Below are 13,985 nucleotides of genomic sequence, written 5' to 3'. Positions count from 1 at the left end.
TTAGGCTGCTTAGCGATGCATACAAATGACATAGATTATCACTAAAGTTAGGATTCAGAATTTGTTACCGGAGCCCTATGAACACAATGCTGGAAAGTCTCTATCTTGGCCCTCTGGACGGTTTCTCGCCCCCCGGCGTGGGCGAACCGCCCGATCAGAGCTCTATGCTGCGAGCCGCAGACCTGCTTGACACCCAGCGACTGGACACACAACTAAAACGTTTTTCAACCCAATATCGTCAGACTGACCGACGTGCTGTCGCTTCTCTTTGGTCAAAATGGCATTTCAGCGCACTGATCTCCACAACGCTGGCATCCAACTTGTTACTTGACCAGGATCTGCCAATCGGGCTGGACGAAGTCAGCATTGAAGTTGGTTCTGAAGGACAAACCCGCCGGCTGTGGATCACCGATACTGGCCGGCCACTGGCCACTCAAAACGCCCTCACCCGCTTCACCAAACTGATCGATAGCCATCTTGTTCCACTGATTACGGCGTTAACTGACTATTCGGGAGCGTCCCCAAAAGTCTTCTGGAGCAACGCCGGCAACGTTTTTGAATACTTTACTGAAGCGTTGAAAACTCACCCTCTGGCTAATTCCGGTTCGGTTGAGCCCGCAAGTGAGCTGCTTGCCAGCCGCTATCTTCTGAATGGTCGTCGCAACCCTCTTTTCCAGCCGGTAAACTATCTGATCGCTGCAACCGGAGAAGGCCTCGACCGCCGCCGCCGTCTTTGTTGTATTCGCTATCTTATTCCAGAGCTGGATTACTGCAGCAATTGCCCGCTGATTCGTAAACCCTGATATCCAAAAGTCGAATTATGAAGATGCTGCACCAGCATCAGTATCGTCTTAGCCCCCACATGAAATAGGCTCCCCCCAGAAGGGCGGCTACTAGGCCGGCTGGAATTTCCTGAGGGAACAGCACCTGACGCCCCAACCAGTCTGCGCTTATCATCAATAAAGCACCGACGATCGCAGAACCTACAAGATGAGGTAACGCCTTGGAGAAGCCCAGCATCCTGGCAACATGGGGCGCCAGCAAACCGGCAAAACTCAAGGGCCCGACAATCAACGTAGCGAAGGCGGTCAGTATGGCCACCAGCGCCAGAAGTATAAGCCGAACCCTATCCACACTCAGCCCCAAACCCAGCGCAACATTACGACCGAGGGGCAACAAATCTAGCCAACGAGTGACCAGGGGGATTAGCGCCACCATCATGACAGCGAAAATCAGCGCGCTCAGACCTGTTGAAGAATCAACGTAATAGGTTGAGCCTGACATCCATGCAATCACTTGTTGGATACGAGGGTCACCGTTGGCAAGAAAAATACTTCTTAATGGCTCGAATAAAGCCGCTATGGCGATTCCGGTAAGGAGCAAACGCTCAGACTGAAATCCAGTGCGTCGATTCAACAAAATCAAAACGGCAAGCGTTATGACGGCACTCGTTGCGCCAGCCAAGATAAGCAGCGGCGCGGTGACGTTGGCGGAAGAGTAGATCGTTAGAATCAATCCAATGGCAGTGCCAGAGCTGATCCCTAGTACCTCTGGACTGGCCATCGGGTTGCCCGTCATTCGTTGAATGGTCGCACCCGCTAAAGCCAGCAGAACGCCGGCCCCCGCTGCTGCCAGAACCCGCGGAATTCGCCAAGTAACAATGGACTCCCATTGACCGGTGCCATTGAATACCCAACCTCCGATGGATTGAGTCACGAACAAAGCCAAAATTGATGCAGTTGTCAGTAAAACCAGAAGCCAAAGAAACATTCGAGAGGTAGGCTTACGGGCTGTCTGTAAAGTCGTTTTAGATGTGCTTGGCGCAGTGCTTTTGAGGGATAATCGCGGAATAAGCCAGAGTAATAGCGGTGCTCCCAATAGCCCGGTCATGGCACCGGTTGGAACCATTGAAGGCAACTGCGCAGAATACTGTAATAAAAAAAGATCGGTTGTTAGCAGTAGCAACCCTCCGAACACAGGTGCCCAAAGCAGCCGCTGGGCCAGAGTGCGCGCGCCCATCAGTTTGACGATCACCGGCGCAGCCAACCCCACAAAGCCTACGATACCAACCAGGCTAACCGCAGATGCGGTAATAAATACAGACAGGCCCAAGACCATTAATCGAAGCTTACGCACGGATATGCCCAGGCTACTGGCACTGGATTCATCCAATTCCAACAACCCTAGGGGCCGCGCCATTAATCCGGCTAAGATTGCCACTACAACCAGGCGGGGCAACAAATGCAGGGTGTCGCTCCAGCTATTTTGAGCAAGAGAGCCAGCGGCCCAGATCATCAGGCCGCGAAATTCTTCCTGGTGAAAAAGAATCAATACCGTGCTCAGCGCACCGATATAAAGATTAACGACTAAGCCGGCCAACACTACAGCAACGGGCGCCAACCGACGATGCCAGGATAGGGAAAACACAATCAGTAATGAGATTACTCCCCCTGCCAGTGCCACCCATTCACTGCCGAAGGCTAAGAGACGGGGCGCAAAAAGCGTGGCCAACAAAAGGCCAAGTTGCGCCCCACTGGCAACACCCAAAGTGGTTGGCGAGGCGATAGGATTACGCAAAACCTGCTGCATTAGTACGCCAGCCAAGCCAAGCGCTGCACCCACCAATAGGGCGATGGTCATCCGAGGCAGCACGCTGAATTGAAACACGGCTGTCGACATCGCTTTAGCTTCGGGCCCGGAAAGCCCGACAGAAAAATCGAAAGCGCCCTGGCTCACGTCTGGCAATGTCTGTTTCAACAAATTGAACGTGATAACAACGCAGATGATAACCAGTGGCAAACAGATATACGCGGGTGAGGCCCGCCGATGTAATGAGATCATAAGTTCTTCAAGCCGAGCTCAGTGGCGTGCTGATCAGTCAGTGCCTGATACAACTCGTCAGCAAAGCGAACTGCGGAAGGTAGTGCACCAAAACTCCACACAGCGGGTAACGATAGAACCCGATCATGACGAACGGCCGGCAACGCTTGCCAGAGCCTGTTATTGTCAAAAACCCCCTCTGCACTCATGGGAACCGGATCAACAATAACCAGGTAGCCCTCAGTAATCAGTTCTTCTATACCGACCGTGGTATAGCCCCACATATTCGTTTCGCCTTTCCAGGCGTTTTGCAACCCGAGTCGATTGATCACCATGTCGTATAAGCTGCCTTTGCCATAAGCACGCACATGACGATCGTCGATAAACTGAACGACCAAAAGCGGAGGGGTATCCGTGGCAATTTTTTCTTTCATCTGGTCAATTTGCCTGCGGTGGTGCTCTATAACGGCCTCAGCTTCTGCCGAGTGGTTGGTCAGCTCGCCAACCCGTCTTGTCGTCTCTACAAGGTTTTGCCAAAAATCGTTCTCTGGATTGTATGTGGTCAATGTTTGAACCGATGCTATCTGTGAAAGAGTGGGCTCTATTGCACCGTACAAAGGGGATGTCAGGACAAGATCAAGATTTAATGAAGCAGCCAACTCTCGATTGGGCTGAGCACGCAGGCCTATATCCACAACCTGTTCAGGAAGTGACGGCTCCACGACCCAGGCCTGGTAGTCCCTAATTTGAGCCGCCGCAACCGGCACTATCCCTAAAGACATAAGGGTCTCGACCAGCGTCCAATCAATGGCCGCCACTCGCGGGGTTTCATTCTGGGAATGTGAAGGGATGGATACCGACGCGTCGACATTCAGAGACACAAACGTCAGAAAGAAAAATGGCAGTAGCAGAAAACCCCGAACACGGGCCTGCGGATGACCAAAATAACGGACGGATAGCAACAAATTATCCAAAAAAACTAACATGGCTGAGAAATTGGACCCATGGCACTTCGCCGTACACACCTTTAATGCCATGTACCCGAAAAGCCGGTTTGCGTGCGAAGTATTTTTAAGAGACCATAAACGCAACTGATTATTATTATACATTGCACTGGTCATTCCAGCCACTATCCTGGAGCCCCGATGGAGCTACTCGCCATCGTTTTCCGCCAGTACCGCCTTCCCATCGTTATCATTATACTTCTGAGTCTAATCAGCGCAGGTGTTGCCAACCTTTTTCGGACTGGTTTTGCTCTTGCTGGTGGTTACCTTGGCAGCTCAACTTTCACTCACGGTGCTGGGGCATCACTTCGTTTATGATTTACGCGGCCGGCTGATCAAGCAGATCCTGGGTACCGATATCGAAACGCTTGAGCGCATCGGCAGTGCGGGTTTGTTGGCAAATGTCTCGATTGACATCCGAAACGGAAGTTGTTCTCGAGTATATGCCTGAAACGCCCCCCCCCCCCCGATAAAGACCGGTGGTACTGTAATGGTTCAATAGTTCAAAACACCCTCGAATCTACGGAACTACGCTCAAGGAAGGAAGACGTGGATCACTCTGGGCGCTGAAAAAAAAGAGACGCTAAAAAGTATGCAGAGCTGGTTGGCAATATGCTGGCCATGCTGCGGAATGCCTTGCGGGATGGCGGCATACGCTTTAAAAGCAGCAAAACCGGGCGCAAGGGTTTTATACCTTGGACACCAGAGCTAGAAATGGGCGTAACTGCACTGAAGGCTTGCAATCAAAAACAAGCATTAACGAGTGACAGCCGGTTAGCGAGCCGTTCAAACGATGACAAGCGCACAACGAGGGATATTCTCAGAAAAAGAAAACCGTGCCTATTTCGGCATGGAATCGAAAACATACGGAAGGATTATATGAAGCTGTATAATATAAGGAGTGCACATGAACTTTACGGACATGTTCTCATGTTTGGAGAAACTCTCCCAACCGCCTATGTTCAAGAGTAAAATGGCGGTGGGCCAGGGATTCGAACCCCGGGTACGCTACTAACGTACGGCGGTTTTCAAGACCGCTGCATTAAGCCACTCTGCCAGCCCACCGTTTTTCCATTACTGTCGAACGACAGCGGTGTGCATCATACCGGAATTGCCTGTGCTGTCAACGCCCTGTGCAAAACTGGCGGCAGATTCCGACATTAACTGCTTTTAATGGAATCCGGAGGGCATTTTCGTGTCGTAAATGATTGAAAGTTCAGAATTCGACATTACTATGGAGTGTAATTCCAGGTGATTGGCGTTCATCAGGCTCCGTGCCTGACGCCAGCAACCCAACAAGCTGGATTAAACCGGAGATCAGAATGCAAAACAGACAGTACAATGTTCAGCAGAATCGCAAAGGCATGATTGCCCGCGGATCCGCTACCGCACCAATCAGTGCTTCAGCGACCAAGGTTCTGCGAAACACTTACACGCTGCTTGCAATGACACTGATATTCAGTGCTGTCATGGCGGGCGTTTCAATGTCCATTGGCCTGAGCCAAGGCGCAAGCCTTGTGAGCAGTCTGGGCGCACTTGCTCTGATTTGGCTGGTGCTACCACGCACTGCCAATAGCTCTGCCGGTATTGCTGTTGTGTTCGCCTTTACCGGCCTGCTTGGCCTTTCACTTGGCCCGATTCTGACGTATTACCTGCAGTTCTCCAATGGCGGGCAAATCATCATGCAGGCCCTGGGTGGAACTGGCCTGGTGTTTTTCGCCCTGTCAGGCTACGTGCTGACCACGAAAAAAGACTTCAGCTTCATGCGTGGCATGCTGGTTGCCGGCCTGGTTGTTGTACTGGTTGCAGCTCTGGGCTCCATCGTTGCGGGTATGTTTGGCGTTGAGATCACAGCAATCAGCCTGGCTATCAGCGCTGCGATTGTGTTCCTGATGTCGGGTTTCATCCTGTATGACACCAGCCGCATTGTGAACGGTGGCGAGACCAACTACATCATGGCTACCACTGGCCTGTACCTGAACATCTACAACCTGTTCGTGAGCTTGCTGCACCTCATCGGTGCCTTCTCCGGCAACGATTAATATCCGGCGCCCTTTGCGCCGATAAGTTTGCGGAAACCCCGGCCTTTGCCGGGGTTTTTGCTATTGGTACACTGGGCTAATCTAAGGCTGAAACTGCACTCAGGCAAGAACTGAAACCATGGCCGCTATCCAACTTCAAAACTACACGCTGGTTATTACCGGAGCACCCTACTCTTCCCAGGCTCCGCAAACAGCCTTGTCGTTTGCCCGGTCGGCGATCGCAGCAGGCCATACGCTGGATAGGGTATTTCTCTATGGCGACGGGGTTCATCTTGCCTCAGCGTTCTCTGCGCCACCTTCAGATGAAACCAGTTGGCCTGCCGAGTGGGCGATATTTCTGAAGGATAACGACATTCCGGGCGTAGCCTGTGTCGCGTCCGCCTTAAGGCGCGGGCTCGTAAACGAGTCTGAGCAAAAACGCTATGAACTACCCGCCAGCAATCTTCTCGAACCTTTCGTGATAGCCGGGCTTGGTGAGTGGGTTGAAGGCACTATGGCATCTTCGCGCGTTATCTATTTCCATGCAGGAGGTTGAGCGTGAGCACGTTGATTGTGATTGACCAGCCTCCTTACGGAACCTGGGCGGGCCGCGAAGCCCTTGATATGGCATTTTCCCTCGCCGCGTTTGACCAGCCTGTAGCGCTGCTGTTTACGGGGGCGGGGGTTAACTGGTTGCGCAAGCTCCAGGAAACAAGCGAAGTGGAACAGAAGTCCGTAGAAAAAAACCTCTCGGCGGCACCCATTTTTGGCGTTGAAGCAATGTATGCAGACGCTGCCGCCTGTGTTCGCTATAGGCTTACGCTGGAAGATATGGTGGCTGGTGTAGTAATGTCTGAAAGCAGCTCCGATTTACTTAATCAGTACAAACATACCGCCTTTGCCGGCTGATTCCCAAGGACGCTCTAACAAAGAGTCGGAACCTGTTATGACCCCCATTCATACGCTCCACATTCTGAACAAGGCACCCGAACATCCGCGTTCGGTAGCGTGTATGGGTGCGCTGATGCCCGGCGACGCATTGCTTCTCACTGAGAACGCTGTATTGGCCCTTGCCGCACAATGCAGCACTTTGGCGGGCATTCGCGTGTATGCTCTGGCACCGGATGTAGCTGCTCGCGGGCTCGGCCAATGCACCGGCGAGGCTGCCCTGGTGGACTATCCCGCTATGGTTGATCTGACAGCCCAGGCTCAAAACGTAATCAGCTGGTGAACCATGACAGACTGCGTAATACCCGCCCGAAACAATGAAGGTTTTCTCGAGAACGCAAGCGACTGGACGCCTGAAGCCGCGACTGCGATTGCTGCAGCAGACGACATAAAACTCAATGAAAAACATTGGGAAATCATCAAGTTCCTGCGCTTATTTTACAAAGAACATGATATGCCTCCACCCTCGAACCGACTGTTCGTCAAATCGGTGAAAGAGGCCTTGGGTGAAGAAAGGGGCAACAGTATTTATCTCATGCAATTGTTCCCGGGCACTCCCGCAAAAACCGCATGCCGTATTGCTGGTCTACCGCGGCCGACAAACTGCCTTTAGCGATTTCCGGCCCTATGCCCACCATGCAGAATATGCCAGAACTATCAATTGAAAGGCGCCTGCAAGCGCACCAAACACTCCGCCAATAAACATCAATTGAACTTCTTCCTCGCGAAACGCCGGGCGGAGTATGTCCTGGAATTCTGCGGGCCGTAGCGCCTTCATTTGCCCCGCCAATACACTCGCGACAACGGGCGCACGCTCTTTATTGAAACCGGGGTTACTGAACACATCGTGGGTCGCGAGCAATGCCTGCTGGTTCATGGCTTTTTTCAACTCTGTATAACCGCTCATGCCAACGGTGACCTGAGCACCGAGCTTCATCAGCAGTGAGTTATCGAGTAAAGGCCGCAGGTGCTTTTGCATGATGGCGCGAGTGCGGTCGCCCTGATTACCGTTGATCATGGCGTCAGCCACCTTCTCCACGGTTATCAGTTCTTCGGCAACCAGCTTTGCCCAGATGTCGCTGATCTCAGGCTGACGACGTAAAAATAAGCCCTGGATTTTCCAAAACAGAAACCTGCGAGGCGCCAACGGCGCAAACAGCAAAGTAATGGCGAGCCAGTTTGTGATAAAACCGATCAGGAACCCACCAATCGGTAATAACCAGGGTTCCGGATAGATTGACCATACAGCCGCAAGAAAGCAGCCCAAGATTCCGCCAATAATGGCCCCACGATTGATAACCGATCGGAGCTCAACCGAGCCGGCCTGCTGAAATATGCGATTCATCAGATCGGGGTGCTGCTGCAGCTCGCGGCTCAGCAATGCTTTGAGGTCGACCAACTCATCCAGGTCGTCGCCGAAATCCTCAACGAGGTTTTCAATCCGGGCAGGCAGCTGCTCACGTGCCCATTGATAAATCCGCCGGCGCAAAAACAGGGGCAAATTGTCCCAAAGCACCGGCTGGGTTTCGTACATCATTTCATCAATGTACTCATCCAGCCTTGGCGTTACCTGAGAGACCACCTGCTCAATAATATGTTGAGGTTCAAGCTTCTGATAAACGGCGTTCAGATCACCAAATTGCCGCAGCGTTCGGTCGATGCAGATATGCGCCATTTTCTCCGCCTTGCGCGGAATAACGCCCTGCCATCCAAGGACACCAACACCGATAAACCGTATCGGGTAAAAAGACATTTTTATAGCAAGCCAATTGGTAAACCAGCCCACCAAGGCGGCCATAACAGGCACGGATAAAAGTGCAGCGTCGAGCAAGGGGATCCCCGGTTGTGCATGTGCAGACCTTGAGCCTGCATATTATGTCATTTTTGATCGGGCGGGATATCTATCGCCCTTGGTCCAGGGGGTAGATTATGCGAAAGCTCGGCCAGTGGAACATTGGCCGAGCAGCCATCGCGAGAGGAAAAGTGCGGCTGCGCGCACCTGGCAAACTACTTTAAAGGTGCCCGTTACTGGTAATAGGCGTTCTCGGTTTGCGTGTGATCCGTTACATCGCGAACAGCCGTGATTTCGGGGACACGCTCTTTGAGGGTAGATTCAACTCCCTGTTTCAGTGTAAGACTGACCGCTGAGCAGCCTTGGCAACCGCCACCAAACCTCAGAACGGCGACAGATCCGTCAACGATTTCAACCAAGGATACATCACCGCCATGGGCTGCAAGGTTCGGATTGATCTCCGAAGCCAGAACATAATTCACCCTGTCGGGCAAAGGCGCGTTCTCATCAACGCTTGGAACTTTGGCATTCGGAGCCTTGATTGTGAGCTGCCCACCCATCTGATCCTTTGAGTAGTCTACAAAGGCTTCCTCAAGGAATGGCACAGAGTTGTGATCCAGGTACAAGGTGAACTTTTCGAGGTCTACCTGCTCATCCGTAGGTACGATCTCGTTAGGCGGGCAATAAGCCAGGCAGGTTTCAGCGTTTCTGGTGCCTGGCTGCGTTACGAAAATACGTACGCCCATGCCTTCAACATCCTGCTTTTCAATAAGTTGTGCAAGATAGTCCCGTGCGGGATCTGTCACAGTAACCAAAGCCATGTTTTCAACCCGTTGGTAAGTTTAACTTCATTTTAAGGGAGTTCGCGGCAACATGAAAGACCAAGTAATTTAGTGGGTCTTTATCAGGGTAATCACTTTCACGTACTATAGCCTCCGCACGCCACGCTTGACGTAAGTAAAGAACAACGCGCGCGGAGCTACGACTGGCTCCGGCATTTTGCTATCATTCCGCGCCATAAAACCAAACACGCCGTTAATAACGACTTCCGGAATATTGACTATGACCGATCGCAACACTCGCATCGAACAACTTCACAAAGTCCTGCAAGAACGCATTGTGATTCTCGACGGCGGCATGGGAACCATGATCCAGAACCAGAAACTGGATGAGCAAGCGTTCCGCGGCGATCGGTTTGCCGATTACGATCGGGAAGTTCAGGGCAACAATGACCTGCTGAACCTTACCCAACCTGCCCTGCTTCGAAACATCCATGCAGAGTATCTGGACGCCGGTGCAGATATCATTGAGACCAACACGTTTAATTCAACCCGAGTGTCTCAGGCGGATTATGGCCTTGAAGCCATCGCTAAAGAGCTGAATGTGGCTGCCGCGCAGCTGGCACGCCAGGTTGCGGATGAGTTTACCGCAAAAAACCCGGACAAACCCCGGTTTGTAGCTGGCGCTGTGGGGCCTACGTCCCGCACGGCCTCACTGTCTCCGGACGTAAACAACCCGGGGTTTCGGAACGTCGATTTCCAGACTCTGGTCGATAACTACTATGAATCAGTTGAGGGCCTGGTCGAGGGCGGTTGCGACATCATCCTCATCGAAACCATATTCGATACGCTGAACGCAAAAGCGGCCATTTACGCGACTCAACAGTATTTTGAAGACAGCGGCATCGAGCTGCCAATCATGATTTCCGGCACCATCACCGACGCCTCTGGCCGCACCCTGTCCGGGCAAACTACCGAAGCCTTCTGGAACTCAATCGCGCATTCCCGGCCTATCTCTGTCGGGTTGAACTGCGCGTTGGGTGCCGACGCACTGCGCCCATACGTTGAAGAATTGTCCGGCAAAGCCGACACCTACGTTAGCGCGCACCCCAACGCGGGTCTTCCGAACGAATTGGGAGAATATGATCAAACGCCCGAGGAAATGGCCGACATCATTGAAGGCTTCGCCCGCGACGGTTTCCTTAACATCATTGGCGGCTGCTGTGGTTCGCGCCCTGAGCACATTGAGGCGGTAGCCAAGGCGGTTTCCAAGTATCCACCGCGGAAGGTACCGACGCGCCCGAAAGCGTTGCGACTGTCCGGCCTTGAACCCTTCACTGCGGACGAAAACAGCCTGTTTATAAATGTGGGTGAGCGCACCAACGTAACCGGCTCCAAGCGCTTTTTGCGCCTCATCAAAGAGGAGCAGTACGAAGAAGCCCTGAGCGTGGCGCGGGATCAGGTTGAAAACGGCGCTCAGGTCATCGACATCAACATGGACGAGGGCATGCTGGACTCCAAGGAGGTGATGGTCACCTTCCTTAACCTGGTTGGTTCAGAGCCCGATATCTCCCGCGTCCCGATCATGATTGATTCCTCCAAGTGGGAAGTCATCGAGGCCGGTCTGCGCTGTATTCAGGGCAAGGCGGTGGTGAACTCCATTAGCCTGAAAGAAGGCGAAGAAGAGTTCGTCAAACGGGCCCGTGACTGCATGCGTTATGGCGCTGCTGTTGTTGTTATGGCCTTTGATGAGCAAGGACAGGCGGATACCTATGAGCGCAAGACTGAAATCTGCAAGCGATCATACGATGTTCTGACCGGCATCGGCTTCAATCCCGGCGACATTATTTTTGACCCCAACGTTTTCGCCATCGCCACAGGTATCGAAGAGCACAACAACTACGCCGTCGACTTCATCAATGCCTCACGCTGGATTCGGAAGAACCTGCCCCATGCGTCTATCTCCGGCGGCGTGAGCAACGTGTCCTTCTCCTTCCGTGGCAACGATGTGGTGCGTGAAGCCATCCATTCCGTGTTTCTCTACCACGCCATCAAGGCTGGCATGAACATGGGTATTGTAAACCCGGGCCAACTGGTGATTTACGATGAGATCGACCCCGAACTGAAGGAGCTGGTTGAGGACGTAGTACTCAACCGCCGGGATGATTCCACAGATCGCCTGCTGGAAATCGCCGAGCGCTATAAAGGCAAGGGCGGAAAGACCCAGGAAGAGGATCTGGCGTGGCGCGAATGGCCAGTAACCAAGCGACTGGAACACTCTCTGGTAAAGGGCATTACCAACTTTATTATCGAAGATACTGAAGAGTGCCGCCAACAGGCCGAGCGCCCGATTCATGTCATTGAAGGTCCGCTGATGGACGGCATGAACGTGGTCGGCGACCTGTTCAGTGAAGGCAAGATGTTTCTGCCCCAGGTCGTTAAAAGCGCCCGCGTAATGAAACAGGCCGTAGCCCATCTCATTCCCTTTATCGAAGCGGAAAAATCTGAGGACCAGCAAGCCAAAGGTAAAATCCTGATGGCGACGGTAAAGGGCGATGTGCACGACATTGGCAAGAACATCGTGGGTGTGGTGTTGCAGTGTAACAACTATGAGGTCATCGATCTGGGCGTGATGGTGCCCTGCGACAAGATTCTGGCAGCAGCGAAAGAACACAACGTGGATATTATCGGCCTGAGCGGTCTTATCACGCCATCTCTGGACGAAATGGTACATGTCGCCCGGGAGATGCAGCGTCTGGACTTTCACCTGCCCCTGATGATTGGCGGCGCTACCACCTCGAAGGCCCACACGGCGGTTAAAATTGAGCCTCACTACAAAAACGACATTGCTCTTTATGTATCGGACGCATCCCGATGCGTTAACGTTGCATCGCAACTGCTGAGCAAAACAGCCAAACCTGCGCTCGTGGACGCTGCGCGTAAAGAATACGATGAAGTACGGGAGCGTCGGAAACAGCGCGGTGACCGAACCAAGCTTGTCAGCCTTAAACAGGCACGAGCAAGAGCCCCTGAGGTCAGCTTTGAAAATTACGTGCCACCCAAGCCGGCCTTCACCGGCACTCGGGTATTTAAAGAATATGATCTTAATGAACTGGTGCCCTACATAGACTGGACACCGTTCTTCATCTCTTGGGATATCGCCGGAAAATACCCGCAGGTATTTGATGACCCCAAACGCGGTGAAGCGGCCCGAAACCTGTTTGATGACGCGCAGATCATCCTTCGTAAAATGGTTGACGAAAAGCGCGTAAGTGCCTCAGGCATAATCGGTTTCTGGCCAGCGCATCGCCGCGGCGATGACATTGTAGTGTACACCGACGATACCCGCAGCGAAGAGCTGACCACCCTGCACCACTTACGTCAGCAGGATGAAAAAGCGCCGGGTAAATCAATGATGGCGCTGTCTGATTTTGTGGCCGAAGAAGGCACTGAGTATTGCGACTATGTTGGTGGATTTGCGGTTACCACCGGTATTGGTGCGGAAGAAATGTCCCTTGAATATAAAAACGCCAACGATGATTACAACGCGATCATGGTGAAAGCCTTGGCGGATCGTCTGGCCGAAGCTTTTGCTGAGCGCATGCATGAGCGTGTTCGCACGGAATTCTGGAGCTACGATGCCGATGAACAACTTGCGAGCGAAGACCTGATCAAGGAACGTTATCGCGGTATCCGCCCGGCTCCCGGCTACCCGGCGTGCCCGGACCACACCGAGAAAGCAACACTGTTCCAACTGTTGGACGCGACCGCAAAAACCGGCATTGAATTGACTGAGCACTTTGCCATGTTCCCGACGGCGGCAGTTTCAGGCTGGTACTTTTCGCATCCGGATTCAAAGTTCTTTGCAGTAGGTAAAATTGGCGTAGATCAGGTTGAAGACTATGCTGAGCGCAAAGGTCTCTCCAAAGCGGAAGCGGAACGGTGGCTGGCACCCAGCCTCGCATATGATCCGGCGGAGTAATGACCAGTCTTACACTCGGACAGGATGGGTTATATGGCAAATTCGCCTGATACAGAAAAAAAGGCTAAAAACAAAAAATCCCAAGGCCCCGGCGTTTTGAAGGTAATGCAGAGCGTTGCTGCGGGCGCTTTGGGAGTTCAATCCAACAAGCGCCACGAAGAGGATTTCGGGAGCCACAGCCCGTTGCCCTACATTATTGGAGGCCTGTTGTTCACTGCGCTCTTTATCGGCACGCTCGTTCTGGTTGTAAATATTGTGTTGTCCGGGCAGTAACCACTACTGCCCGGAAACCCAAACCACAGCGAATACGACTACAAGTGTCACCAGCAGCACTGCCGCTACCGCATCGACCTGACTGTCTGATCGCATCAGCTTCTTCATTACTTGCTCCTTGTTCAGAGGCCCGAACTACCGGTGCCTGCTATTTGAATTTGAATGAAACCCGGAATTGGTGTTTTCTCCCTCCTCATTAAAGCATCAAATTGATATTCGTCCAGCCCCTTATGCATCGCCTTATCGCTTCAATCGATAAACATATCTTGAAATAATCGTTTCTAGAATAAGTAGCCGCTGTTATCCTGCGTTTCAGATATAAGGCCCCGATTTTCGGGCGCACCTCTTGTTCCTGAACCGGAATCT

Annotated in this window: 14 protein-coding genes and 1 tRNA gene; 10 read left to right on the top strand and 5 right to left on the bottom strand. The window is 52.6% G+C overall.

Features of this window, described 5'->3' with window-relative positions; translation table 11 throughout:
- The first annotated feature begins 77 nt into the window (after positions 1 to 77).
- Entirely contained in the window at positions 78 to 803 is a 726-nt protein-coding gene (gene fhuF, locus FFI90_RS04755; protein ID WP_144776752.1) for a siderophore-iron reductase FhuF, read from the top strand.
- Positions 804 to 840: 37 nt separating this feature from the next.
- Here fhuF and fhuB read toward each other — a convergent pair whose 3' ends face one another.
- Positions 841 to 2,841 carry a Fe(3+)-hydroxamate ABC transporter permease FhuB gene (gene fhuB, locus FFI90_RS04750; protein WP_144776751.1) on the bottom strand — a complete coding sequence of 667 codons (2,001 nt, stop codon included), beginning with the start codon at positions 2,839 to 2,841 and terminating at the stop codon, positions 841 to 843.
- Positions 2,838 to 3,782, bottom strand: coding sequence for an ABC transporter substrate-binding protein (locus FFI90_RS04745; RefSeq protein WP_222120472.1), 945 nt, complete (start codon positions 3,780 to 3,782; stop codon positions 2,838 to 2,840). The genes fhuB and FFI90_RS04745 overlap by 4 nt, the downstream gene beginning before the upstream one ends.
- A 310-nt stretch (positions 3,783 to 4,092) precedes the next feature.
- Here FFI90_RS04745 and FFI90_RS04740 point away from each other — a divergent pair, with 310 nt between their 5' ends.
- Both FFI90_RS04740 and FFI90_RS04735 read left to right on the top strand, forming a co-directional pair.
- On the top strand, positions 4,093 to 4,275 hold the full coding sequence (locus FFI90_RS04740; protein ID WP_186317907.1) for a hypothetical protein: 183 nt from the start codon (positions 4,093 to 4,095) through the stop codon (positions 4,273 to 4,275).
- A 161-nt stretch (positions 4,276 to 4,436) separates the two neighbouring features.
- Entirely contained in the window at positions 4,437 to 4,796 is a 360-nt protein-coding gene (locus FFI90_RS04735; protein ID WP_144776750.1) for a site-specific integrase, read from the top strand.
- Positions 4,797 to 4,798: 2 nt separating this feature from the next.
- Here FFI90_RS04735 and FFI90_RS04730 read toward each other — a convergent pair.
- Positions 4,799 to 4,889 (bottom strand) — tRNA-Ser (locus FFI90_RS04730).
- 257 nt (positions 4,890 to 5,146) lie between these two features.
- Here FFI90_RS04730 and FFI90_RS04725 point away from each other — a divergent pair.
- The 5 genes from FFI90_RS04725 to FFI90_RS04705 all read left to right on the top strand — a co-directional run bounded on the left by FFI90_RS04725 (position 5,147) and on the right by FFI90_RS04705 (position 7,406).
- Complete coding sequence (locus tag FFI90_RS04725; protein ID WP_144776749.1) at positions 5,147 to 5,866, top strand: Bax inhibitor-1/YccA family protein; 720 nt, start codon at positions 5,147 to 5,149, stop codon at positions 5,864 to 5,866.
- 118 nt (positions 5,867 to 5,984) lie between these two features.
- Positions 5,985 to 6,401: a sulfurtransferase complex subunit TusD gene (gene tusD / locus FFI90_RS04720; protein WP_144776748.1), complete on the top strand. Its 417-nt coding sequence runs from the start codon at positions 5,985 to 5,987 to the stop codon at positions 6,399 to 6,401.
- Positions 6,402 to 6,403: 2 nt separating this feature from the next.
- The gene (locus tag FFI90_RS04715) at positions 6,404 to 6,754 is read left to right on the top strand and encodes a DsrE family protein (RefSeq protein ID WP_144776747.1); all 351 of its coding nucleotides are present in this window, start codon (positions 6,404 to 6,406) and stop codon (positions 6,752 to 6,754) included.
- A gap of 37 nt (positions 6,755 to 6,791) precedes the next feature.
- On the top strand, positions 6,792 to 7,076 hold the full coding sequence (gene tusB / locus FFI90_RS04710) for a sulfurtransferase complex subunit TusB (RefSeq protein ID WP_144776746.1): 285 nt from the start codon (positions 6,792 to 6,794) through the stop codon (positions 7,074 to 7,076).
- 3 nt (positions 7,077 to 7,079) lie between these two features.
- A complete protein-coding gene (locus FFI90_RS04705; RefSeq protein ID WP_144776745.1) occupies positions 7,080 to 7,406 on the top strand; it encodes a TusE/DsrC/DsvC family sulfur relay protein in 327 nt (108 codons plus the stop codon).
- Positions 7,407 to 7,418: 12 nt separating this feature from the next.
- Here FFI90_RS04705 and FFI90_RS04700 read toward each other — a convergent pair whose 3' ends face one another.
- Together FFI90_RS04700 and nfuA are read right to left on the bottom strand one after the other, a co-directional pair.
- Positions 7,419 to 8,624, bottom strand: a complete 1,206-nt coding sequence (locus FFI90_RS04700; protein WP_222120471.1) for a DUF445 domain-containing protein — start codon at positions 8,622 to 8,624, stop codon at positions 7,419 to 7,421.
- 194 nt (positions 8,625 to 8,818) lie between these two features.
- On the bottom strand, positions 8,819 to 9,406 hold the full coding sequence (gene nfuA, locus FFI90_RS04695; RefSeq protein ID WP_144776744.1) for a Fe-S biogenesis protein NfuA: 588 nt from the start codon (positions 9,404 to 9,406) through the stop codon (positions 8,819 to 8,821).
- Positions 9,407 to 9,647: 241 nt separating this feature from the next.
- On the opposite strand from nfuA, the gene metH reads away from it, so the two are divergent.
- Positions 9,648 to 13,346, top strand: coding sequence for a methionine synthase (metH, locus tag FFI90_RS04690; RefSeq protein WP_144776743.1), 3,699 nt, complete (start codon positions 9,648 to 9,650; stop codon positions 13,344 to 13,346).
- A gap of 33 nt (positions 13,347 to 13,379) precedes the next feature.
- Positions 13,380 to 13,619: a DUF2970 domain-containing protein gene (locus FFI90_RS04685; RefSeq protein ID WP_144776742.1), complete on the top strand. Its 240-nt coding sequence runs from the start codon at positions 13,380 to 13,382 to the stop codon at positions 13,617 to 13,619.
- Positions 13,620 to 13,985: the final 366 nt, after the last annotated feature.

The organism is Marinobacter maritimus (assembly GCF_007671675.1).
In the GTDB taxonomy this organism is placed as follows: Bacteria; Pseudomonadota; Gammaproteobacteria; order Pseudomonadales; family Oleiphilaceae; genus Marinobacter; species Marinobacter maritimus.
This window is presented reverse-complemented; position numbering and strand designations above follow the sequence as displayed.